A 22777-nucleotide genomic window follows, 5' to 3' on the forward strand; every position below is an offset into this window, starting at 1 on the left:
TTTTTATCGGTTAATGCCATTGTAGGGGATAGCGGCGACGCTTGCCCGAAAGCTTACATGGTGCGGTGCAGCAAAGCGGGCAGCGACTGGCGCACGCCGGCCAGGTAGGATGGATCGATGGCGCCGCCGACCACGCCCTCGCCTTCCGGCAGCACCGCCTTGATCTCGCCCCACGGGTCGATCAGCATGCTGTGGCCCCAGGTGCGCCGGCCATTGGCATGCCGCCCGCCCTGCGCCGACGCCAGCACGTAGCACTGGTTTTCGATGGCCCGCGCGCGCAGCAGGATTTCCCAGTGCGCCAGGCCGGTGGTGTGGGTGAAGGCGGCCGGCACCACGATCAGCGCGCAATCGCCCATCGCCCGGTACAGTTCCGGGAAACGCAGGTCGTAGCACACCGACAGGCCGACCTTGCCGAACGGCGCCTCGAAACTGCCGACCGCCGCGCCCGGCACGATGGTGCGCGATTCGTTATACGATTCTTCGCCCCTGGTAAAACCGAACAAATGTATCTTGTCGTAGCGCCCGGCCGGCTGGCCCGATGGATCGTAGACCAGCGTGGTGTTCAGCACCTTGCCTTCGGTATCGGACACCAGCGGCAAGGTGCCGCCGATCAGCCAGATGCCGTGCCGGCTCGCCATGTCGGCCATGCAGTCCTGGATCGGTCCGCTGCCGGGACGCTCGGCATGCGCCACCTTGTCGGTTTCTTGGTGGCCCATGATGGCCCAGTATTCCGGCAACAGCACCAGGCTGGCGCCGTCCGCGGCCGCCTGCCCGACCAGCCGGCGCGCGCTGGCCAGGTTGTCGCTGACGGATGGCGACGAAATCATTTGTATTGCGGCGACTGTATTCATGGTCTGACCTTATTTAGCGGTGTTCTTGGCATCGGCGGCAGGCACAGGCAATGGCGCCATCTTTTCCGGATCGAGCTTGGTCACCTGCGGCGCTTTCCACGGCCCCTTGATTTGCATATGGTAAGTCAACGCCTTCATCACCGGCGCCCGCAAAAACAGTTGCGCCAGGAAACTGCCGATGCCGATCACCGGGTTCACCGCCAGCGCATACACCAGCGGGCCGGTGCCGAGGTTAAATTCAGGAATCACCACCACCTGCAGATTGGTTGATTCATTGGCGATGTCGGCCGTGCCATCCATCAAGACAGTGGCGGCGACGCCATGCATTTTCAAGTTCTCGGTTTTCACCACGCCGTGGCTGATGCTGGCGTTGGCCGTGATGCCGTCGAACGCCAGCCCTTCCGAAAAGACATCGTGGAAATCGAGCTTCAACAAGCGCGGCAACGCTTGCAAGCTCAGCACGCCGAGCAATTTGGCGGCGCCGGGGTCTTGCTTCAGGAATTGCCCGGACTCGACATTCATCTGGATCTGGCCCGACAGCGTCGGAATATCCAGCGAATACGGCAAGCCTTTCCATGCGATGTCGCCGCTCAGCTTGCCCTTGCCGCGCCGCACCGTATCGGCGAAGCCAAACCGGTCCAGCAACTTGCCGGCGTCGATGATGTCGAGATTAAAATTCAGGCTGGTGGTGCTGTCGCCGTCCTTGATGACCCATTTGCCGCTGCCCTTCAATTCGCCGTCCGGCGTGGCCAGGCCCAGCTTGCCGATGCGCCATTCGCGGCCGCCGGCCGCGATCGTATTGTAGGCACGCAACTCCAGCCGGCCGAGCTGCTTGTTGAACAGTTCAAAGCGTTCAGCAATGATATCGAGCGACGGGATGCTTTGCGCCGCGCTCTTATTATTTTCAAGTAAGTTCTTGACCTCGGCGGCGTCCGCTTCCGGTATCGTCAGCGACGACAGCCGCGCCGTCATCTTGCCGAGGCCGGACGGGGTTTCGATCCAGGTCACATAACCGGCCACCTGTTTCGCTTCGATATTGGCTTGCCACACGTCTTTTTGATGGGTCGCGCCGACCACCACGTTTTCCAGCTTGCGCTCGCCCAGCAGCAATTCGCCGGCGCGCGCCGCCATCGCATCCGGGATCACGTACTGGCCGATGTCGGGCATGTCGCCGCTGTCGGCCGTCTCGTCCTTGCCGCCGGACGGTCCGGCGATCGCGCTGCCGGCCGCGATCCACGCATCGACGTCGAGCGACTTCATGTTGACGTTGAGCGCCATGCCGCTGTCCGGTTCGGGCGCCGCCACGTTGACGCCGATGCCGCCGCGCAGCAGGCGCCACGGCTCCTTGCCCTGTTTCTGGCGCTGGTAGCGGGCGGCGATGCCGGAACCGACATTGATGCGGATGTCGTCGCTGCGCACGCCCGCGTCATTGGCCACATTGCCGGTCAACACAAACCGCACCGGCAAGCTGTCGCCGGCGTTTTTCTTCAGCGGCGCCGGAAAATCCAGTCCCATGCCGGTCAATGGCGAATCGACCGCGACCACCACCTGATGGTCGCGCGCCGTGATCAGGCCGGAGTAGCGCGCGCCGCCGCTCACATGCCCGGCCAGGCGCTGCATCACCGGCGCCGGGTAAGTCTTGCGCAAGCCTTCGGCCGTCATCGCGCCGGCGATCCGCACCTGGATCGAATTATCCTTTTGGGTGCCGCCGGAAATCGCCACCGGGCCGCCCAGCAAGTTGCCGTTCAAGCCATTCAGGTTGACGCCTTTTTCATTAAATTCGATCTTGCCGGTGCCGCCCAGCACCGGCGGCAAATCGCGGAACAGCACCACGTCGTTGCCGCCCAATTGCACGCTGCCCTGCACCTTCGATTCCAGCAGGTGCGACAGCGGCAAATGCAGCTTCAAGGCCAGCTTGGCGTTACCGGTGGCCAAGGTTTCATCGGTAAAATGATCGATCCATCCCAGCACCGGCGAGGCAGCCACGTACTTGAGGAATTCCTGCATCGGCGCGGCCGCGTTGCCGTCGATGTCGAGCATCATGTCGTGCAAGGTCAGGTCGGGGATCACCGCCTTGACGGCCGACAGCGCCGCGCCGCCGGTGGTGGCGGTGTCGCCGCGAATTTCCATGCGCGCCCGGTCGAACACAAAACTGCCCTTGATATGTTCGGCTTGCGGCCACAGCGGGGCCTTGCCGTCGGCCGCGTATTCGCCGGGCGCATAATTCAGGCGGGCGTCGGCCAGCTTGCCGGCGACGCGGAATTCGCCGGCCGCGCGCTGCGCCGCCGTGTCGGCCTTGAACGGGAATTCCGCCAAGTCGCCGCGCAGGCGCACGCTGACATCGTGCGCCATGCCGTCTTCCAGCGCGCCGGTCAGCCAGTGGTGCAAGTCCGGTGGGGTTTCCAGGGGTAAATAACGGCCGATGGTCTTCAAGTCGAAATTATCCAGCGTGCCGCTGATGTCGACCTGGCCCGGGCCGCTGCCGGCGGCATCGAGCGGCAGCACGTGGCTGCCCTTCAGGCTGCCTTTCAAGCCTTGCTGCACAAAATCGAATTGCTCGACCTGCACCCGCAATTGTTTTTTATCTTCGAACATCCAGCGCGCCAGCACATTCATGGTCTCGAACGGCATGGCCGGTTCGCTGAAATAGCCGGGCATTTTCAACAGCAAGTCGTGCGAGCGGATGGTCAGCGCGCCGCCCTTGTCGCTGGCGTCTATGCTGCCGCTCAAGTTTTCAAAGCCGGGCAGCGCCGGCGCGGCGGCCAGCGCCATGCCGGTGGCCGTCTTCGGCTGGGCCGGCCTGGCCGCCTGCGGATTCAAGCCCAGGCCATCGAGCTGGCCACGGATGCGATAAGACGTAACAGCCGGCAACTCCCCCTGCCATTCGGCGGAAAAATCCTGCAAGCGGCCGCGCGGCGCCACTTCCTCGAGCATGCCACGCTGTTGTGGGCTCATCGGCAAACGGCCGGCCAGCGCGGCCAGCGTTTGCAAGTCGAGCAATTTGGCCTCGATGCGCATCTTTTGCGGCTTGCCCCTGGCCGCCGCCACATATTGTTCAGACAAAGTGGTCGGCGGCAAGCTGAGGCCGTCGCTGGTTTCCAGAGAGAAATTGGTCAACACCACCGAATGGCCGCGCGCGCCAAAGGTCGGCTTGCTGTCCGGCGCTTCTGCCATGAAATCTTCTTTGGCGGAGATGCGGCCATCGACCTTGCGCAAATCCAGTTGCGGCACATCCTTAGCCAAGCGCGCCTGCACCTCGGACAAATGCAGGTCGGCGGTAAAGCCGGCCAGCTTGGCGTGATCCAGGCTGATCCACGCGCGCAAGGCGCCCTTGCCTTGCGACAACTCAAACGAGGTATTCACATAATTGCCGACATAGCTGCGCCACACCGCCAGGTCGGCATTCTTCAAGTCGGCATACAGCTCGCCTTTCCACATCGTCACATCGGACAGACGCGCGGCGAACGCCGGATGCGAAAAGTTGGCGCGCACATCCAGCGGCGCGGCCAGCGCGGCCGGCGGCGTCGCTTGCAAGCCCAGCTGGTGATTGCGCCATTTATTACGCAGTAACAGATTGACATTGTCCAGCGCCAGCTCGGGGCGCTGGTACTGGTCGTCAGTCCAGCGCAGCCTGCCTTCGCGGATGACGATTTCGCGCTGCGACAAGACCCAGTCGGCGCCCTTGCCATCGGCGCCGGGCCTGGTCTCGATCAAGATGCCGGCCACATACAGCTTGCCGTCCGTGGCGCGCCGGATATCGAGGTCGGGCCGGATGATTTCCAGCGATTCGAAACGCACCGTGCCGTACAGCACGCTCCACCAGGACAAGGTGGCCGATACGCTCGGCAAGCTCAGCGCCTGGCGGCCATCCTTGTCGTGGACCGTGACGTCGCCAAGGAACAAGCTGGGCCGCAAGCCGTTCCACGACGCATAGATGCGCGCGATGGCGACCGGATTGCCGAGCGCCTTGCTGGCCAGCCGTTCGATATCGCCCTTGTAATAGTCAATGTTCGGCAACACCGCATACCGCAGGAATAAAAACACGACGGCAAACGCGAAATACGCCAGCAAGGCCAGCTTGATGGTGAAGCCCAGCACATGGTGGCTGGCCAGGTTGGCCATCCGATAGGCGGCGCGAAGCCGGCTCCAGCGCACGGCCAGGGGCACATGTGCGGTCGCGCTTTGCTCCGGCGGTTTTTGCATCAGTAAGCTAATAAATCGGGTCCGGCATCAAATGGATTGCTAAAATCGCCTGGATGTTTATTCTTTGATAAAGAATAGTACCCTTGCGTCCAGGCTGCGCCTCCCTTACCATCGTTCCAGAGACAGCCTCCGGCCAGGTAGGGCGCCGCCAGGCAGCGTCTGCTGCTGCGCCCACGGTAGCGCCTGCGGCCTAATTTTACCGCATACCCTGCGGAAACCCGCCACTTTAGGAAGCGAAACCAATAACAATGAGCACATCCCCCCTGATCCGCGCTTCCCGTTTTTACCAGCGCTGGCTGAATGCCGCTCCGGAACGGGCCGCCAAGATGGAACAATTCGCCGCCGCGCCGCTGGCCGGGGCCGACCTGGACGCCTTGCTGGCGGCCGAAAGCGCGGCGGTATCGCCGCCGCTGCCCTTGCAGCGCGCGATGCGCCGCCTGCGCAACCTGCTGGTCTGCGGCTTGATCCGGCGCGACCTGGACGGTCTTGCCGACCTGCATGAAGTGGTCACCGCCATGACCGAGTTCGCCGATTTTGCGATCCGGCGCCATGTGCGGGCCTTGATGGCCGACATGGTGGCCTTGCACGGCATGCCGGTCGGCGCAGAGTCCGGCGAAGCGCAGGAATTGATGGTGCTGGCGATGGGCAAGCAAGGCGGCGGCGAGCTGAATGTATCGTCCGACATCGACCTGATCTTCGTGTACCCGGAAGATGGCGATACGCAAGTAACCGAAGCCGGCCAGCGCAGCCTGTCCAACCATGAATTTTTCATCCGTCTTGGCAAGAAGCTGATCGCGGCGCTGTCGGAAATCACCGAAGACGGCTTTACGTTCCGGGTCGACATGGCGTTGCGGCCGAACGGCGGTTCCGGCCCGCTGGCGGCCAGCCTGGCGATGGTCGAGCAATACCTGATCGTCCAGGGCCGCGAGTGGGAACGCTACGCCTGGGTCAAGGCGCGCGCGGTGACCGGCACGGCGGCCGATATCGCCGCGCTGGACGCCATCGTGCGGCCGTTCGTGTTCCGCCGCTACCTCGATTTCGGCGTCATCGACGCGATCCGCACCATGCATGGCCAGATACGCGCCGAGGTCAACCGGCAGGAGCGGCTGCATCCTGACCGCAGCAACAACGTCAAGCTAGGCCGCGGCGGAATCCGCGAAATCGAATTCCTGGCGCAGGTGTTTCAATTGATACGAGGCGGCCGCGACACGGCGCTGCGCGACCGTTCGACCCGGGCCACCTTGCGCGTGGTGGCCGAAAAAGGCTTGCTGGAACCGGCCATCGTCGAGCAACTGCTGGCGTCGTACACCTTCTTGCGCAATCTGGAACACCGTCTGCAATACCTGGACGACGCACAAACCCACACCTTGCCGGCCAACGACAGCGACCGGCTGCTGGTCGCGCACATGATGGGTTTGCCCGACACGGCCACCCTGCTGGGCCAGCTGGAAGCGCACCGGGTATTCGTCGCCGGCCAGTTCGATGAAATGTTCAGCGACAAGAGCAGCGCGCCGGCCGACGGCAAGCTGGACCCGCAGTCGAGCAATGACTGCGCCGATCCGGACAACCATGAAGCGATCGAGGCGCGTTTCGCGGCGCTCGGTTTCAGCGATCCGGCCGGCGCCGCGCGGCGCCTGATCGCCACGTGGCAGGCGCCGCGCCTGCAATCGCTGCCGGAAGCGAGCCGCAACCGGCTGGTGGCGCTGGTCAACTCGGCCCTGCCGCTGATCGCTTCCTGCGGCCAGCCGGCCAACGGCGCCAACCATCTGGCGACGCTGGGCCGCCTGCTCGATTTCCTGGAAGCCATCGCGCGCCGTTCGGCCTACCTGTCGCTGCTGACCGAATATCCGCATACGCTGGCGCGGGTGGTGCGCATGGTGTGCGCCAGCGGCTGGGCCGCGACTTTCCTGACCCAGCATCCTATCCTGCTCGATGAATTGCTCGATGAGCGGCTGCACAATTCGGTGCCCGACCCGGCCGCGCTGGCGCTCGACCTGCAACAGCAACTGGCCGGCGCCAGCGGCGATACCGAACGGCAAATGGATATCTTGCGCGAAGTGCATCATGCGCAATTGTTCCACTGGCTGGCGCAAGACCTGGCCGGCGACCTGACGGTCGAAAAGCTGGCGGATTATTTGTCGTCGCTGGCCGACATCATTGTCGCCGCGACCATCCAGGGCGCGTGGCAGACCGTCGCCACGCGCCACCGCGAGGTGCCGAAATTCGCCGTCATCGCGTACGGCAAGCTGGGCGGCAAGGAACTCGGGTACGTGTCGGACCTGGACGTGATCTTCCTGTTCGACGACGACGACCAGGAAGCGCCGATGCTGTACGCCAAGCTGGCGCAGCGCTTCATCACATGGATGACGGCGCATACCTCGGCCGGCATCCTGTTCGATATCGATATCGCGCTACGTCCCGACGGCGCTTCAGGTATGCTGGTGTCCAGCGTACAGGCATTCGAGAAATACCAGGACAGCTCGGCGTGGATCTGGGAACACCAGGCGTTGACGCGGGCCCGTTTCTGCGCCGGCGACATCGCCATCGGCCAGCGTTTCGAGCGCATCCGCGACAAGGTGCTGCGCAAGGAACGTTCCGAAAGCTGCGGCTTGAAACAGGAAGTGGTGAACATGCGCAAGAAAATGCGCGACGCCCATCCTGCCAAGCCGCCGCTGTTTGATCTGAAACAAGATCCGGGCGGCATGATCGATATCGAATTCATGGTGCAATACCTGGTCTTGCAATATGCGGCGCGCTACCCGGAATTGACGGCCAACGCCGGCAATATCGCCCTGCTGAAACTATGCGGCCAGCTCGGCCTGATCGATGCCGCCCTGGCGGCCAAGGTCGGCGACGCTTACCGCGCGCTGCGCAAGATGCAGCACCAGATGCGTTTGCAGGGCCAGGATCTGGCGCGGGTCGAACCGTCCGTATTGCAGGAACATGCGGATCACGTCATTACTTTATGGAATAGTTTATTCGGCGCCAGCACACAGGATGGAGCGCCGCATGAGAACCAGTGAATATCGCTGCAAAACATCGCAGCAAAGGAGCAACATGCACTTCCCGTATCTGTTCCACCTCAGCGGCGACAAACGCAATGTACGCACCGATCGCCATCTGGGCTGCTTATTGGCCTTTATCGCCGGCATGGTCAATGTCGGCGGCTTTTTGGCAATTGGCAGCTATACCTCGCACATGACCGGCCTCCTGTCGGCCATGGCTGACGATCTGGTCGATGGCAATGTCTCCGTGGTACTGGCGGCGCTCAGCGCGTGGGGCGCTTTCCTCGGGGGCGCGGCGATTACCGCGCTGCTGGTCAACTGGGGCAGGCGCCGCAAATTGCACAGCCGCTTCGCGCTATGTCTGCAACTGGAAGCCGCACTGCTATTGTTCTTCGGCCTGGGCGGCACCTACCTGGCCGGCATGCGCGACTTGCTGGCGCCCGCCACGCTGCTGCTCTTGTGCTTCATCATGGGCTTGCAAAACGCCATCATCACCACCGTGTCGGGCGCCGTGATCCGCACCACCCATGTGACCGGATTATCGACCGATATCGGCATCGAACTTGGCAAGCTGATCTATTACAACCGGCGCCAGCTGCCCGAACTGACCGTCACGGCCAACCGCCAGAAACTGCAATTGCACTCGTTGCTCGTCGCCTACTTTTTCGCCGGCGGCGTGTGCGGCGCACTGGGTTCCCAGCATATCGATTTTTTCAGCGCCACCATCCTGCTGTCGCTGATACTGGGCGCACTGTCGATCGGCCCGGTCTGGCGCGACGTGCGCATCCTGGCGCGCTTTTATCGCCGCAAATAATAAAAAGCCCGCCGGCTTGAAACGCGGCGGGCTTTTGCGAATATCGCTGCCGGCTTATTCAGCCGGCATTTATTTTTCCAACACTTATTTGGCCGACATCAAGGCCACGGTGGTGTCCAGCATGCGGTTCGAGAAACCCCACTCATTGTCGTACCACGACGACACCTTGACCAGGCGGCCCGACACTTTGGTCAGGGTCGCGTCGAAGTTCGACGAAGCAGGATTGTGGTTGAAGTCGATCGATACCAGCGGTTCGGTCTGGTACGTCAGGATACCGGTCAACGCGCCTTCGGACGCGGTCTTCATCAGCGCGTTGACTTCGTCGACGGTGGTGTCGCGCTTGGCGATGAACGACAGGTCGACCAGCGACACGTTGATGGTCGGCACGCGGATCGCGAAACCGTCCAGCTTGCCGTTCAATTCAGGCAGCACCAGGCCAACCGCGGCGGCGGCGCCGGTCTTGGTCGGGATCATGCTCATGGTGGCCGAACGGGCGCGGCGCAAGTCTTCATGCATCACGTCGGACAAGACCTGGTCGTTGGTATAAGCATGCACGGTGGTCATCAGGCCGCTTTCGATGCCGATCGCGTCATTCAGCGGCTTGACCAGCGGAGCCAGGCAGTTGGTGGTGCACGATGCATTCGAAATCACGGTATCCGTGGCTTTCAGCACCTGGTGATTGACGCCGTACACGATGGTGGCGTCGACATCCTTGCCGCCTGGCGCGGAAATGATGACTTTCTTGGCGCCGCCCTTCAGGTGGGCCGACGCTTTTTCCTTGGTGGTGAAAAAGCCGGTGCACTCCAGCACCACGTCCACGCCCAGCTCGCCCCATGGGATTTCTGCCGGGTTGCGCTGTGCGAAGACGCGGATCGGATCGCCGTTCACGATCATGTTGTCGCCTTCGACGGTGACGGTGCCAGGGAACTTGCCATGCGCCGTATCGTAGCGGGTCAGGTGGGCGTTCGACTTGGCGTCGCCGAGGTCGTTAATCGCCACGATCTGGATATCTTGTTTCTTGCCGCCTTCATAGAATGCGCGCAAGACATTGCGGCCGATGCGGCCATAACCGTTGATTGCAACTTTGATCGTCATACTCTGCTCCTGATTAAAAAGATGAGGTACTTGGCACTACATTCTCATTGATGGTGTTACTACCGACGGCGGCCCGGCCTGAACCCGGCCGCCTTGATTCCTTATGCCGCGGCGATCACCGACTTCGCCTTGGCCACCACGTTGTCCACGGTAAAGCCGAAATGCTTGAACAAGACACTGGCCGGCGCGGATTCGCCGAAGGTGTCGATGCCGACCACGGCGCCTTCCAGGCCGACGTATTTGTACCAGAAACTGGTCACGCCTGCCTCGATAGCCACCCGTGGCGTGCCTTTGGTCAACACGCCGGCCTTGTAGGCGGCATCCTGGCGGTCATACACGTCGGCCGACGGCATCGATACCACGCGGGCCGCGATGCCTTCGGACGCCAGCGCGCTGGCGGCGGCGACCGCCAGTTCCACTTCGGAACCGGTGGCGATCAAGATCACCTGGGCGTCGGCGACGTCTTGCAGCACGTAGCCGCCACGGCTGATGTCGGCGATCTGTTCGGCGCTGCGCTCTTGATACGGCAAGTTCTGGCGCGAGAAGATCAGCGTCGACGGGCCATCCTTGCGGCGCACGGCGGCGCCCCAGGCGGCGGCCGATTCGACGGTGTCGCATGGACGCCAGTTGTCCAGGTTCGGGATCAGCCGCATGGCCGACACGTGTTCGACCGATTGGTGGGTCGGGCCGTCTTCGCCGAGGCCGATCGAATCGTGGGTGAACACGAAGATCGAACGCAGTTTCATCAGCGCGGCCATGCGCAGCGCATTGCGGCTGTAATCGGAGAAGGTCAGGAAGGTCGCGCCAAACGGGATGTAGCCGCCATGCAGCACGATGCCGTTCATGATCGCGCTCATGCCGAATTCGCGCACGCCATAGTTGATGTGGTTGCCAGGCTTGCCGGAACGCACAGCGATCGATTCTTTCCAGTTGGTCAGGTTCGAGCTGGTCAGGTCGGCCGAACCGCCGAGGAATTCAGGCAGCGCCGGCGCCAGCGCCTGGATCGCGTTCTGGCTGGCCTTGCGGGTGGCGATGTTTTCTTTTTTCTCGACGCACGAGGCGATCGCGGCGGCCAGCACGGTGTCGAAGTTTTCCGGCAAGTCGCCTTTCATGCGGCGCGACAATTCGGCGGCTTGTTGCGGGAATTGCGCGCTGTACGCGGCAAAACGCTGGTTCCAGTCGTTTTCCAGCAACGCGCCCTGTTCTTTCGCATCCCAGGCGGCGTACATGTCCGCCGGCATTTCGAATGGCGCGGCGTCCCAGCCGATGTAAGCGCGCACTGCCGCGATTTCCTTGTCGCCCAGCGCGGCGCCGTGCACTTTGTCGCCGCCTTGCAAATTAGGCGAACCCTTGCCGATGATGGTCTTGCAGCAGATCAGCGTCGGCTTGTCGGACGTCTTGGCGGCGGTGATGGCGGCGTCCAGCGCGGCCACGTCATGGCCGTCGACGGCCGGGATCACGTTCCAGCCATAGGATGCGAAACGTTGCGGCGTGTCGTCGGTGAACCAGCCCTCGACCTTGCCGTCGATCGAAATGCCGTTGTCGTCGTACAGTGCGATCAGCTTGTTCAAGCCGAGGGTGCCGGCCAGCGAACACACTTCGTGCGAGATGCCTTCCATCAGGCAACCGTCGCCGAGGAAGGCGTACGTGTAGTGATCGACGATATCGAAACCTGGACGGTTGAATTCAGCCGCCAGCAATTGTTCCGACAAGGCCATGCCGACCGCGTTGGCGATACCCTGGCCCAGCGGACCGGTGGTGGTTTCGACGCCCGGCGTGATATCGACTTCCGGGTGGCCCGGGGTTTTCGAATGCATCTGGCGGAACGCGCGCAGGTCGTCCATCGACAGGTCGTAGCCGGTCAGGTGCAGCAGCGAGTAATGCAACATCGAGCCGTGGCCGTTGGACAGCAGGAAGCGGTCGCGGTTCAGCCATTTGGGATTGGCTGGATTGTGGCGATAATGACCACTCCACAATGCGACGGCGATCTCGGCCATGCCCATCGGCATGCCCGGGTGGCCGGAATTAGCTTGTTGTACAGCGTCCATCGCCAGTGCGCGGATCGCATTGGCCATCTTGGTGGTAGGGAGCGTAGATTTCATGGTGGTGTGGTCAATCGCGGAGTTTGGATTCGTTTGCAGTAGGGCTTGCTACTTTGGGGACGAAGTATTTTACCAGACCGGGGGTGTGCGAATTAAAATTGCACCGCGAAGTCGCGGGTTTTTACTGTGCTTTTGTGCAACTTCGTCATTTTTTAGCTGTTTTTACTTTTCCAGGACTTTGCATGCCGCGTTTTTTTTGCCCACAAGAACTCGCCGTCGGCGCCCAGCTCACCCTGCCGGAGGCGGTAGCCCACCATATACAAGTGGTGCGGCTGGCGCCGGGCCACGACATCACCCTGTTCAACGGCCAGGGCGGCGAATACCTGGCCACCTTGTCCAGCATCGAAAAGCGCCGCGTCACGGCCCAGATCGTGCAGCACCTGCCGCGCGAAACCGAATTGCCGTACGCGGTGACGCTGGCCCAGGCCTTGCCGGAAGCGTCGAAAATCGACTGGATCATCGAAAAGGCGATCGAACTGGGCGCGTCCGGCATCGAGCCGCTGGCGGCGCAACGCTGCGTGGTGCGCCTGTCGGCCGAGCGGGCGGAGAAAAAACATGCGCATTGGCAAGGAATCATCGTCTCGGCGTCCGAACAAAGCGGCCGCAACCGGCTGGCGCAACTGGCCCCGCTGCAAGACTTCAAAAGCTGGATCAGCCACAGCGATCGCAGCCAGCGCATCATCCTGACGCCGCGCGCCGGGCAATCGCTGGCCGGCTGGGCCCGTGAACAGGCGCCGCAAGCGGTGACGCTGATGATCGGCCCGGAAGGCGGTTTCAGTATCGACGAAGAAAACCTGGCCATCGCCAACGGCGCGCTGGCGCTGGCGATGGGGCCGCGCATCTTGCGCACCGAAACGGCGGGCCTGGCGGCGCTGGCGGCGCTCAATGCCTGCTGGGGCGGCATGTAGGCAAGCCGGCATCGATCCTGCACCCATAAAAAAACGCCTCGCGGCTAGCCGCGAGGCGTTTTTGCTTGACAAGTGAAGGCGCCTCAATGGAGCGCCATCACGTCATCAGAAGGCGTATTTCAAACCACCGGTGAAGTAACGGCCAACCGCGCCGGCATAGTCCAGCGGATTGTACGATTGTGCGCCGTAGGTCAGCGGATCCAGTGGAGCGCGCTTGTCGAACAGGTTCTGGATGGTGCCGAACAGTTCAGCCTTGTCGGTCAACTTCCAGCGGCCGGTCAGGTCGATACTGGTGAACGATGCCAGTTTGCAACCGGTAGGCGCATCGTCGCCATTGGCAAAGTGGAATGCGCAACCGTCCGGATCGTTCTTGAACAGCGTGTTTTTCAAGGTGCCGCGATAGTTGGCGCTGGTCGTCAGGCGCAGCTTGTTCAACTCCCAGGTCAATGCCAGGTTGACGCGGTTATCCGGGGTACCCATGCAGTTACTCACGTCGCAATTGCCGTGGGTGCCTGCGAAGTCGCGCGAAGAACCATCCTTTTCGGTACGGGTAAAGGTGAACAGGTGAGTCCACTTCGCATCGAAAGTCAGCTTGCCGTAGCCTGCACCCAGATCCAGGCCTTGACGGAAGTCAACGTCAACGCCGCGTACCTTGGTTTCAGCCGAGTTCACATATTTGGCCAGTACCGCGGTAATCGCGCCTGGATCGCCAGCCTTAGTGGAGGTCGATGGGTCGCGCGCCACATGGCCGGCCGCGATTGCGGCGGTGGTATCTTCCTGGTTGATTTCGTTGGTGCGTTTGATTTGCCAGAAATCAATCGTCAGATTGGTCTTAGGCAGTGGATCCCACACGAAACCGATGTTGGCGCTCTTCGACTTTTCTGGTGACAGGTCAGGATTAGGCGACGTGATGATCGCAATTTGGCTGGCCGCGCAAGCGGTAGCCACACCCAGTGCGCAACGCAGCGGGTCACTGGCCGACGAGAATGCCGCCAGGCCGCCCTTGCCGTTTTCCGCCGCGCTAGGGGCGCGGAAGCCTTTGGCAAACGAGCCGCGCAAGGCGAATTCCTTGACCGGGTTCCATTTCAAGCCGACTTTAGGCGTATAGGAATTGCCGACATCGGAAAAATGGTCGGCCCGCAACGCGCCCGACAATTCAACACCTTTCCATACCGGCGCCACCAGTTCCGAGTAAATCGCACTGACATTGCGCTGGCCAGCGTAAGCCGAATAACCGAGGCCGATGATATTGCCGGTATCGGTGCCGGAGGTCGGTTCCAGTTCGGTCGACTCATGGCGGAACTCGGCCCCTACCGCGATGCCCAGCGCACCGCCCGGCAACTGGCCGAATTCACGCGACGCCTTGAAGTCGACTTGCGCCATCTTGGTGGTCGCATCGTTCGAAATCGTTGGCGACAATGCGGCATACAGGGCTTTCGAATTCAAGCCGGCATTTTCACCGATGCGCCAGAAGGTGCCTGGAGGCAATGCGGCGTAGGCCGGATGTTTCATCGCGGAAGCAACGTTGACTGCATCACCCGGGTTCAGCAGTGCGAACGCGACATCGCGTTGCAAATAACCGTTACGTTCGTTCGACACCTTGTTTTGCGAGTACAGCAATGCCGTATCGAAATCCCAGCCGGCATAGCTGCCTTTCAGACCCGCGACAAAGCGCAGGAAGGTCGAATCGATCGAGCTGACGCGCGGACCGACATCGCCCGCCAGGTAACGCAAGCGCGCCGCGGTACCAAAATACGGGTTGTCCGGATGGTTGGCGCCCAGGGCAACCGCCGCATTGCTGACCGGACCGCCAGGATAACCGACGTTGGCGTTGACGCCGGAAGGCGTGGTCGACGATACCGACTGGCTGGTGAAGACGTTGGCTTCGGTGTAAGCCTGCAGATCGGAGTTGAGCTGGAAGGTGCCGCGGAAGAATATATTACCGGTTTCCTGGCTAGGCTGCATCTGGCCGTATTGCTGTGGACCGTCGATCAGGCAACCACCGCCTGGATCGCCCTGCGGGTGATTGGTAAAGTTCGAGCAAGCGGCACCAGGAAATTGGCGCGTAAAGCCGGTGCCAGCACCGAGGTTGCCGCGGTTATAATAATTGTTGGTCAGCGGATTGCGCACGTTGCCGTTGATCGCGCTAACGGCCGCGTTCGGGCCGGTGATCGCACCGGTGCCGCCCAGTGCTTCCTGGGCGCTGAAACCGTAGTTGCGCAAGTCAACCGCGCCGATATAGCCGCGGTCGGAACGGTCGCGGTTCCACACTTCGTTTTTCTTGCCGTATTCAAAACTCGTGATGATGTTGTATTTATCGACAGCGATATCGCCGAAACCATGCGTGATCGCCAGGCGCGCATCCTGGCCATCGCGGTAGCCGGATTCGCCAAAACTCGCCTTGATCGTGGTGCCCTGGAAATCCTTGCGCAAGATGATATTTACCACGCCGGCGATCGCGTCGGAACCATAAATTGCCGATGCGCCGTCTTTCAGAATCTCAACCCGCTCGACCGCATCGGCAGGAATGATATTCAAGTCGGAAAATACTTTTTGACCGTCATCGGCCAACCCGTAAGGAGCAATCCGGCGGCCATTCAATAATACCAGCGTGGAGGCGGTGCCCAGGCCGCGCAGGGAAATACCCGAAGCGCCGGCGGCAAAACCGTTGCCGAAACTGGTCGGTACCGAACCCTGATTATCAACCGCCAAAGTCTGCAGCAATTCGGCGACGGTCGACTTACCGGATTTTTCAATGTCGGCGCGGCTCAGCGTTTGTACCGGCGATACGCCTTCAGCTTGTGCGCGGCGAATATTCGAACCGGTAATTTCTACCCGTTGCACGGTGGAGCCGGAGGCTGGCGCTTCTTGCGCCATCGCAGGTTGCGCCAGCAAACCGAGCGCTATGCCTGAAAACATCAGGCGCAACGAGCGTGATAATACGGTTTCTGTAATCATTGTTCGGTCCTTGAATATATAAATATCTAAGTAAAGCCGCCATCTGGTAAATGGAGACTGACAAATTTCCAAATCTTTGTATGTTTCACCCACTGAGACCTTGGGTCCGCAAACCCGTATCGGGCCGGCGTGCCACTACCTGTAAACATGCCTGTTTCAGCCTTCTTGACGGGCCGCTTTTACGCTTGGGAATTGGCTTTATGGGCGGACTTCCCAATGCTGCATTTATTTGAATTAACCTCAATTCAAGTCTCTCATCAAAACATATCAAAACATTCACTGTCAATCGTTCATCCCTGCCTAATGCGTATAAACAACACTTACCCGGTCATTTTTGAAATGTAAAACGCTGATGAGCAAAAAATATGCCATATAAAATATAAAAATTTAGAAATCATTTCAATTGGAAATAAATAATAAAAATATATCGTATTGATTTGCGAAATTATTCCTTAGAGCAACTTTTTCCCAAGCTGGCTGCTTGCGGGAAGCAGCGCAAGCTTTCCGCCCAGTTCGATACAGGTAAAATAGCGTCTTGAATCACGGCAGCGACTGACACAGCGCTTGCCGCCGCGCCAAGAATATCGCCGCCAGCCGCCTGGCCGGCGCCAGAAAATTTCCGGAAATAAAATATGTTGCGACTCAACCAAGTAAAACTCCCGCTCGACCATGACGAGGCGGCGCTGCCCGCCGCAATCCTGGCCCGCCTCGGAATTAGCGCGGACGCCCTGCTCGGCTACACCGTATTCAAGCGCAGCTACGACGCGCGCAAACGCAGCGCGGTGGTGCTGACCTATGCGCTCGATGTCGAGGCCAAAGGCGAAGCGGCGCTGCTGGCCCGCCTGAAGCACGACAGCCATTTGATGCCGGCGCCCGACACCAGCTACCAATTTGTCGCCAACGGCGAACAATTGGCCGGCCACGACCACAACTTGCGCCCGGTCGTCATCGGCACCGGCCCGTGCGGCCTGTTCGCGGCGCTGATCCTGGCGCAGATGGGCTTGCGCCCGATCATCCTGGAGCGCGGCAAGCAAGTACGCGAGCGCACCGTCGACACCTTCGGCTTCTGGCGCAAGCGCGAATTGAACCCGGAATCGAATGTGCAATTCGGCGAAGGCGGCGCCGGCACTTTTTCGGACGGCAAGCTGTACAGCCAAATCAAGGATCCGAAACACTATGGCCGCAAAGTCTTGACCGAGTTCGTCAAGGCCGGCGCGCCGGAAGAAATCATGTATGTCAGCAAGCCGCACATCGGTACCTTCCGGCTGGTCAAGATGGTCGAGCAAATGCGGACCACCATCGAGGAGCTGGGCGGCGAATACCGCTTCGAGAGCAAGGTTACCGATATTGACATCGAAGCTGGCGCCGGCGGCCAGCGCGGCCAGGTGCGCGGCTTGCTGCTGGCCAATGGTGAGCGGATCGCCGCCAACCACGTGGTGCTGGCGATCGGCCACAGCGCACGCGACACTTTTGAAATGTTGTATGAACGCGGCGTGTATATCGAGGCAAAACCGTTTTCGATCGGTTTCCGCGTCGAACACCCGCAATCGCTGATCGACCAATGCCGTTTCGGACCGAGCGCCGGCCATCCCATCCTCGGCGCGGCCGACTACAAGCTGGTGCATCACGCCAGCAATGGCCGTTCGGTGTACAGCTTTTGCATGTGCCCGGGCGGCACCGTCGTGGCGGCGGCGTCCGAACCGGGCCGTCTGGTGACCAATGGCATGAGCCAGTATTCGCGCAATGAACGCAACGCCAACAGCGCGATCGTGGTCGGCATCACGCCGGCCGACTATCCAGGCCATCCGCTGGCCGGCATCGCGCTGCAGCGCGAACTGGAAGAACGCGCCTTTGCGCTGGGCGGCGGCAATTACGATGCGCCGGGCCAACTGGTGGGCGACTTCGTGGCGGGCCGCGCGTCGACCGAATTCGGCGCCGTGCTCCCGTCGTACAAGCCGGCGGTGCACCTGACCGACCTGGCGCCGTCGCTGCCGGAATACGCGATCAGCGCACTGCGTGAAGCCTTCCCTGCCTTTAACAAGCAAATCAAGGGTTATTACAAGGCCGATGCGGTATTGACCGGTGTCGAGACGCGCACCTCGTCGCCGATCCGCATCAAGCGCCGCGACGACGACCTGCAAAGCCTGAACACGCTGGGCCTGTTCCCGGCCGGTGAAGGCGCCGGTTATGCCGGCGGCATCCTGTCGGCCGCGGTCGACGGCATCAAGGTGGCCGAGGCGCTGGCCTTGTCGATGGCCGCGGCCTGAGCGGGCGCGCAAAAAAAAACCACCGACCTGACGGCGGCGGGTGTCGAGAATCCGGCATCGCAATGATGCCGGACAATCGCTAGCGCTTAGAACCTGGCCGAGCCGGACAGGTAGAAGGTGCGTCCCAGCGGGCTGCTGTAACGGCCGTCGTAGCCGACCTGGTTACCGCCGCCGGCAATACGGTGCGAGAACGATGGGTCCTTATCCATCAGGTTACGGATGCCGGCGGTCAGTACCAAGCCTTTTTTCAGCTCGGCACGGGTTTGCCAGTCAAAGGTGTAATACGACGACACATCGCGTTCGATGCCGACAAAATCACCCAGCGTACCATCCGGATTGACTCCCTTGACCACGCCATCATCTTCAGGATAGGCACCAGCAATTCGGCAAACGTGCCCCAGTTTTTACGCGAGGCATCCACCGATATGGCAGTAATGTAATGCCGGAACGGCATTGTCGAGGGTGGCGCCGGCTTGAAAATCAAGCTCGAGAAAGAAGCACGCAAGGCGCGGCGCGCCTGCCCGAGGCCCGACAAACGGCAATGACAGCCAGATTAACTAAAGTTAACTTTTGGTTATAAAAAAGACATGTCTCAATAAAAATACTGTATTGACATCTAAAAAACGCCGTATTTTTTATTGTGTGGTATTTTTACATCACTTTCATAATTGTGTCAGAACTGTTACAAAATACGGGGAAATACAAGGGACAATCCTCTTATGCATTTAACAAATGACTCTCCAGCAGTATTTCGCACTTCACCTTCTTCCCAATGAAAATCAGATTTCATATCAAAAAATCTTGACAAAAACAATAAACTAAAAGAAATAAAATGGCGTGTAACATTTTGTTACATATTCGCCTTATATGTTACATCCTTCATTAAATCCTCTGATTAGCTTCCTCTTTAATAACTTTTCCTACCCGGAGGCAAGTCCGGCCGTTTGACAGCCAATCGCGAGCGGTGGTCTCATGCACGAGCTGAATTCTCCCGAATTCCCACTAGAGAGAAGATCAGTTGCGTGTTCATGAAGAAATTTTGCACATAAGTTAATAGCAATTCTCCCCCGGAGTTACAGAAATATGATGATGGAAACTGTGTTATCGCGTTCGCTGCGCCTGATGTTTTCCGGCAGCGCCGTGGTAGTTAGCCTGGGCCTGCTGGCCCAACCGGCGATGGCCGAAGATGCACCGGTCCAACGCGTGGAAATTACTGGTTCGGCAATCAAACGTATCGATGCCGAAACCTCGGTGCCAGTCACCGTGATCAAGATGGATGACCTGAAAAAAGATGGCGTCACCACCATCGAACAAATCATGTCGACCCTGAGCTCGGCGCAAGCTACGCAAACCACCAGCCAGGTAGTTGGTAAAAGCACCGGTGGTGCTTCGTTCGCCAACCTGCGCGGTATCGGTGCCAACAAGACCCTGATCTTGCTGAACGGCCGCCGCCTGGCGAACAATGCGCTGGATAGCTCCGCGCCCGACTTGAACCTGATTCCCTTTGCCGCGATCGAACGCGTCGAAGTGTTGCGCGACGGCGCATCGTCGCTGTACGGCAGCGATGCGGTCGGCGGCGTCATCAACTTCATCACCCGCAAGGACTTCCAGGGCGGCGTGGTCACCGTTGGCGGCGATACGCCGCAGCGGGCTGGCGGCTCCAGTAATAGCACCAACATCGCCTACGGCATCGGCGACATGGCCAAGGACGGCTTCAATCTGTTCGCTGTACTCGATCATCAGGAACAGCACCGTATTGGCGGTACCCAGCGCCCATTCAACAGCCGTTATGCAGGCGGCTTGTCGCCAACCACCAGCCCGGCAAATTACTTCCAGGGCGGTAATAGCGGTAACCCTGCGGGCGGCAACTGCGGCAGTACCCCGAACTTGATTTCGGATGGCGGCAGCGGCTGTCAAGAGACAACTTCCAGCTTCGTTGATTATGTTCCAAAAAGCGAGCGCACCACCGGCTTGATCAAGGGTACATTGAAACTCAATGAAAACCATGAACTGGGCATTGAATACCTTGGCAGCCAAAGCAAGGTGCAAAGCCAGATCGCGCCGTTGCCATACGGCGGCTTGATCCAGAATATCCGTCGTCCTGACGGCACACTGAATCCTTACTATCCAGGCAATGGCAATTTCACGCCTAACATACCGTTGGATCCGAATTTCTCCGTGGCAAACATGCCAGCCGGCGCCAAACCTGGTTTTGTGCACACCAAATGGCGCGACTTGCCAAATGGCACACGTAGCGATGAAAACATCAACAAGCAACAACGCCTGGTCGTTTCGCTGACCGGCGTGCTGGCTGGCTGGGATTACAATGCGGCGCTGACCTACAATGAAAACAAGGTCGATGAAAACCTGTACGGCTATAGCGATGGCGGCATCATCACCAAGGGCGTGCGCGACGGCGTGATCAATCCGTACGGTCCGCAAGACGCTGCCGGTACCGCATTGCTGAACAGCGCCGCGCTAAGCGGCCGGGTGCAAAGTGCCAAAGGCACCACCACCGGCGCCGATTTCAACGCCAGCCGCGAATTGAGCGACTGGCTGGGCGCCGGCCGCCCTGCTGCGCTGGCAATCGGTGCACAAACCAGCCATGAGAGCTTCACCAATACAGCCGACCCTGTACTGGCAGCAAAAGTCATCGCCAGCACCGGGATTGACCCAAACACCAACAATACGGGTTCACGCAACGTTTCAGCTTTGTTCAGCGAATTGAACGTGCCGATCACCAAAATGCTGGATGTGACCGCCGCCGTACGTTACGACAAGTACAGCGATTTCGGTAGCACCACCAACCCGAAAGTCAGTTTCCGCCTGCAACCGAACAAACAAGTCTTGCTGCGCGGTTCGTATTCGACGGGCTTCCGTGCTCCATCGCTGTATGAATTGTATTCGGCGCCGACGTTCACCAGCGTGTCGCAACAGAACGATCCGGTCAATTGCCCTGGCGGTGTGCCCGCGCCAGGCAAACCACGGGCCGCAAATTGCAACCAGCAATTTCAAGCCATGATTGGCGGTAATAAAAACCTGAACCCGGAAAAATCGAAAAATGCGACCCTCGGCATTGTGATCGAACCGATCAACAACCTGACCGTCAGCGCTGATTTGTGGGCCATCGAGCTGAAACATTCGATCAGCTTCTTGAGCGAAAATGATATTTTCGCCAATCCGACCCAGTACGCCAGCACCTATCACCGTAATGCTTCCGGCGACCTGGCTACCGACGGTTCGCAATGCCCTGATCCAGCCACTTGCGGCTATATCGATCAGCGTAACCTGAACCTGGGCGGCGTGCAGACCAATGGCGTCGATCTGGGCAGCACCTACCGTTGGCGTTCAGCCGCCTGGGGTACTTATGCGGTGGCAATGAACGCAACCTACGTGCATAAATATCAATACCAGAATACCGAAGGCGGTGACTGGGTTCAAGGCGTAGGCGCATACACCGGCAAAAATGGTCCTGTATTCCGCTGGCAAAACAATATCACCCTGAACTGGAACAAGGGTGATTTCGGTGCCGGTCTGGCCGCGCATTACAAATCCGGCTATGTCGATGCACAGACTCAGTTCAACAAGACTAACAACGTTGTCGCTTCGTACACCACGTTTGACGGTTATGGTTCATGGACGGCGTTCAAAGGCTTCACGTTAACCGCAGGGGTGCGCAATCTGTTCGACCGCGATCCTCCGCTGAGCTACCAGACCGATGCATTCCAGGCTGGCTACGATCCACGTTTTTCCGATCCAACCGGCCGCACGTTCTACCTGCGCGGCTCATATAGCTTCTAATCAGTAGCAGCCTCGGCTGATGACTTAGCACAACGCCCGGGAACAATTTTTCCGGGCGTTTTTTTATGATGTATACACCGTCGACAGACGGATCCTGATGTACCTGCCGAGTACCTTCCAGGCCTGCTCGCGGCCCCCAGCCCTTACACAATGGTCTGGATGATATGCATGCGCCCCAACGTCCCGGATGCGCCTCGTAGTACAAATTAGCCGCAGGTATGCACTGTTACATTCTTTATCCCTATTCCCAAAATGCATGTCCGGCAGTAGTCGGGAAGGCATTAACTCTTAGTTGCGAAACAGACGCATCCACAAGGAAAATGCTCTATTGACATTCAAATAAAACATCATTTTTTCATTTTGTGGTGTTTCCACATCACTTTCCCTATTGTGACAATACTGTTACAAAATACGCGAAAAATCGTGTTTCCCAGCTATTAGCAGCTTAATACATCTTGTTTTTTTACCGTCTCTGCATTTCCCTTTTTCCCAATGAAAAACAAATTAATCGATATAAATTATTAACAAAAAAAGTAATCAAAAAAGAATCGAATGACATGTAAGATTTTGTTACTAATTGTATTTATATGTTACATCCATCATCAAATCCGCCGATTGTCTTTCTCTTTAATAACTTTTCACGTGTCGAGAAAAATCCGGCCGTTTGACAGCCAATCTCGACCAGTGGTTTCATGAACAAACTGATTTCTCATCCATTCTCAGACGAGAAGATCAGTTGCAAGTTCATGAAAAAATTTTGCATATAAGCCAAT

General features: G+C 59.4%; 11 protein-coding genes. 5 read left to right on the forward strand and 6 right to left on the reverse strand.

All coding sequences use genetic code 11. The annotated features are described in order from the left end of the window. Positions 1-53 precede the first annotated feature (53 nt). A complete protein-coding gene (locus GJA_RS20010; RefSeq protein ID WP_038495789.1) occupies positions 54-851 on the reverse strand; it encodes a carbon-nitrogen hydrolase family protein in 798 nt (265 codons plus the stop codon). A 9-nt stretch (positions 852-860) separates the two neighbouring features. Further along, the gene (locus tag GJA_RS20015) at positions 861-5054 is read right to left on the reverse strand and encodes a YhdP family protein (RefSeq protein ID WP_038495791.1); all 4194 of its coding nucleotides are present in this window, start codon (positions 5052-5054) and stop codon (positions 861-863) included. A 248-nt stretch (positions 5055-5302) separates the two neighbouring features. Between GJA_RS20015 and glnE the strand changes: the two genes are divergently transcribed. Continuing rightward, positions 5303-8077, forward strand: a complete 2775-nt coding sequence (gene glnE, locus GJA_RS20020) for a bifunctional [glutamate--ammonia ligase]-adenylyl-L-tyrosine phosphorylase/[glutamate--ammonia-ligase] adenylyltransferase (RefSeq protein WP_051781181.1) — start codon at positions 5303-5305, stop codon at positions 8075-8077. Between the two features lie 34 nt (positions 8078-8111). After that, on the forward strand, positions 8112-8873 hold the full coding sequence (locus GJA_RS20025) for a YoaK family protein (RefSeq protein ID WP_038495794.1): 762 nt from the start codon (positions 8112-8114) through the stop codon (positions 8871-8873). 84 nt (positions 8874-8957) lie between these two features. Here GJA_RS20025 and gap read toward each other — a convergent pair whose 3' ends face one another. Next, positions 8958-9968, reverse strand: a complete 1011-nt coding sequence (gene gap, locus GJA_RS20030) for a type I glyceraldehyde-3-phosphate dehydrogenase (RefSeq protein WP_038495797.1) — start codon at positions 9966-9968, stop codon at positions 8958-8960. A 101-nt stretch (positions 9969-10069) separates the two neighbouring features. Continuing rightward, positions 10070-12070 carry a transketolase gene (tkt, locus tag GJA_RS20035; protein WP_038495800.1) on the reverse strand — a complete coding sequence of 667 codons (2001 nt, stop codon included), beginning with the start codon at positions 12068-12070 and terminating at the stop codon, positions 10070-10072. A 182-nt stretch (positions 12071-12252) separates the two neighbouring features. Between tkt and GJA_RS20040 the strand changes: the two genes are divergently transcribed. Beyond that, entirely contained in the window at positions 12253-12978 is a 726-nt protein-coding gene (locus tag GJA_RS20040) for a 16S rRNA (uracil(1498)-N(3))-methyltransferase (RefSeq protein ID WP_038495802.1), read from the forward strand. A 105-nt stretch (positions 12979-13083) separates the two neighbouring features. On the opposite strand, the gene GJA_RS20045 is transcribed toward GJA_RS20040, so the two are convergent. Then, on the reverse strand, positions 13084-15936 hold the full coding sequence (locus GJA_RS20045; protein ID WP_038495804.1) for a TonB-dependent receptor: 2853 nt from the start codon (positions 15934-15936) through the stop codon (positions 13084-13086). A gap of 632 nt (positions 15937-16568) precedes the next feature. Here GJA_RS20045 and GJA_RS20050 point away from each other — a divergent pair. After that, positions 16569-18203: an NAD(P)/FAD-dependent oxidoreductase gene (locus GJA_RS20050; RefSeq protein ID WP_038495807.1), complete on the forward strand. Its 1635-nt coding sequence runs from the start codon at positions 16569-16571 to the stop codon at positions 18201-18203. An 86-nt stretch (positions 18204-18289) separates the two neighbouring features. Here the strand turns inward: GJA_RS20050 and GJA_RS20055 are convergent, their stop codons facing one another. Continuing rightward, on the reverse strand, positions 18290-18556 hold the full coding sequence (locus tag GJA_RS20055) for a TonB-dependent receptor (protein WP_038495810.1): 267 nt from the start codon (positions 18554-18556) through the stop codon (positions 18290-18292). Positions 18557-19286: 730 nt separating this feature from the next. On the opposite strand from GJA_RS20055, the gene GJA_RS20060 reads away from it, so the two are divergent. Continuing rightward, entirely contained in the window at positions 19287-22004 is a 2718-nt protein-coding gene (locus tag GJA_RS20060; RefSeq protein ID WP_038495812.1) for a TonB-dependent receptor, read from the forward strand. Positions 22005-22777 lie beyond the last annotated feature (773 nt).

Source organism: Janthinobacterium agaricidamnosum NBRC 102515 = DSM 9628, assembly GCF_000723165.1.
Lineage (GTDB): Bacteria > Pseudomonadota > Gammaproteobacteria > Burkholderiales > Burkholderiaceae_D > Janthinobacterium > Janthinobacterium agaricidamnosum.